The sequence below is a fragment of the Bradyrhizobium sp. LeoB3 genome, from assembly GCF_055456055.1.
On sequence record NZ_JBVBEF010000282.1, the window covers coordinates 1 to 1,517 of the forward strand.

General features: G+C 65.5%; 1 protein-coding gene. It reads right to left on the bottom strand.

Annotated features, from left to right (window positions below):
- Positions 1 to 111: 111 nt before the first annotated feature.
- On the bottom strand, positions 112 to 1,443 hold the full coding sequence (locus tag ACZXDY_RS45850; RefSeq protein WP_463719578.1) for an IS1182 family transposase: 1,332 nt from the start codon (positions 1,441 to 1,443) through the stop codon (positions 112 to 114).
- Positions 1,444 to 1,517 lie beyond the last annotated feature (74 nt).

The following is a 1,517-nucleotide window of genomic DNA, read 5'->3' on the forward strand; positions in this document are numbered from 1 at the left end:
GAGCCTGAGAACCAATTCGGTTTTCGGGTAGACGGCATCCGAAGTAGCGGATGTTGAAGACCTCGACGGTGGAGCGGGGCGGGATTTGCGCGCCGCTATGGTTTGGCGCAGCTATGGGTTGGCGAGGCGATGTCCCTGCAGGATGTTGTTGGTGAGGGCGTACCAGAGCACGACGGCTCGGACCTTTTCGATGCCGCGCACCGTCAATTGCCTGAGGTCCCAGTTGCGCCAGCGGGCATGGATGCATTCGCAGATCGAGCGGGCCTGGTACTGTGCCTTGCCGGCGTCACTGGCCATGCGGGCGCGCCAAGCCAGCACCCCTGGGCCGTCGCTGCTTCGCGGTAAAAAGGGATCGATGCCGCTCTTGGATTTGGTCGGTGGGCAATAGACCTCGATGCCCTGGCCATGCGCCCACTCGATGTCCTCTGCACTGCAGAAGCCGCCATCGACGAGATGGCGGCGGGGAAAGCGCGTCAGCCGGGCGCGCGTTCGTTCCAGCATCGGCCGCATCAGGCCGCGATCTGATCCGTTGTTGTCGACATCGACCGCAACCACGATCGGTTTGCCCGCCGTGCTGGCCACCTGCACATTGTAGGCCGGACGGAAGCCGGCATCCGCCATCTTCATCACCCGCGCCTGCGGGTCCGTGGTGGAGGCCCGCGGCTCCTTCGGCTTCTTGCCATTGCCGCCCTTGTCGTTGAGCTTGTTTCGCTTGCGCTTGATCTCGGCCAGCGCCGTTTGCGCCGCTTGCACCCGCTCACTGCGTTCGCGCGCCGCGCGCTCCCTGGCGGCCCGGATCCGCCGGTTGCTGGCTTCCGGATCCGCATCGACCTCGCGCTTGAGCTCCTCCACCACGGCCTTGGCCTGCGCCATCTGCCGGTCCAGCGTCGCCTCGCGGCGGAACGAGCCGGCTCCCGCATTCGCCCGTATCCGCACCCCGTCCTGGGCCAGCTTCTCCAGATCGACCAGCCCCGCTTTGCTCAGCGCCGCTAGATGCTCGATCAGCAAGCGGTCGAGCAGGTCGGCACAGCCGACCCGGAAGTCCGATAGTGTGTGATAGTTCAAGGACACCCCGCCACAGAGCCAGCGATAGACGTCATGGCTGTCGCAGAGCCGGTCCAACGCCCGCGCGCTGCCGACGCCGTCGCTCGTGGCGTACAGCCAAAGCGCCAGCAGCAGCCGTGGCGATGGCGCCGGATGGCCGGGCCTGTTCTCCCGCGCCTTGACCCGATCCTCCAGTTCACTCAGGTCGAGCCCTTCCACATAGGCCCATATCACCCGTGCCGGATGATCTTGTCCGATCAGGCTGTCGATATCGACCGCTCGCAGTTCGACCTGGTCGCGCACCGGCTCGCGCAGCCGCGGCGCACCGCGCCGCACTGCTTCGGCCCGTGGCTCCGCTTGTTCCGGCAGCTCTCCAAACAACTCGTCACCAGCCATCATCCCCCTCCTGCAAATCAATCCGCGAAGAGAATCACAGCTGCCACGCGCCCGATATAAAAAGATTCACAGTCTCG

Coding starts and splice junctions, on each gene's coding strand:
- ACZXDY_RS45850 (WP_463719578.1), bottom strand. CDS start 1,443: ATGATGGCTGGTGACGAGTTGTTTGGAGAGCTGCCGGAACAAGCGGAG.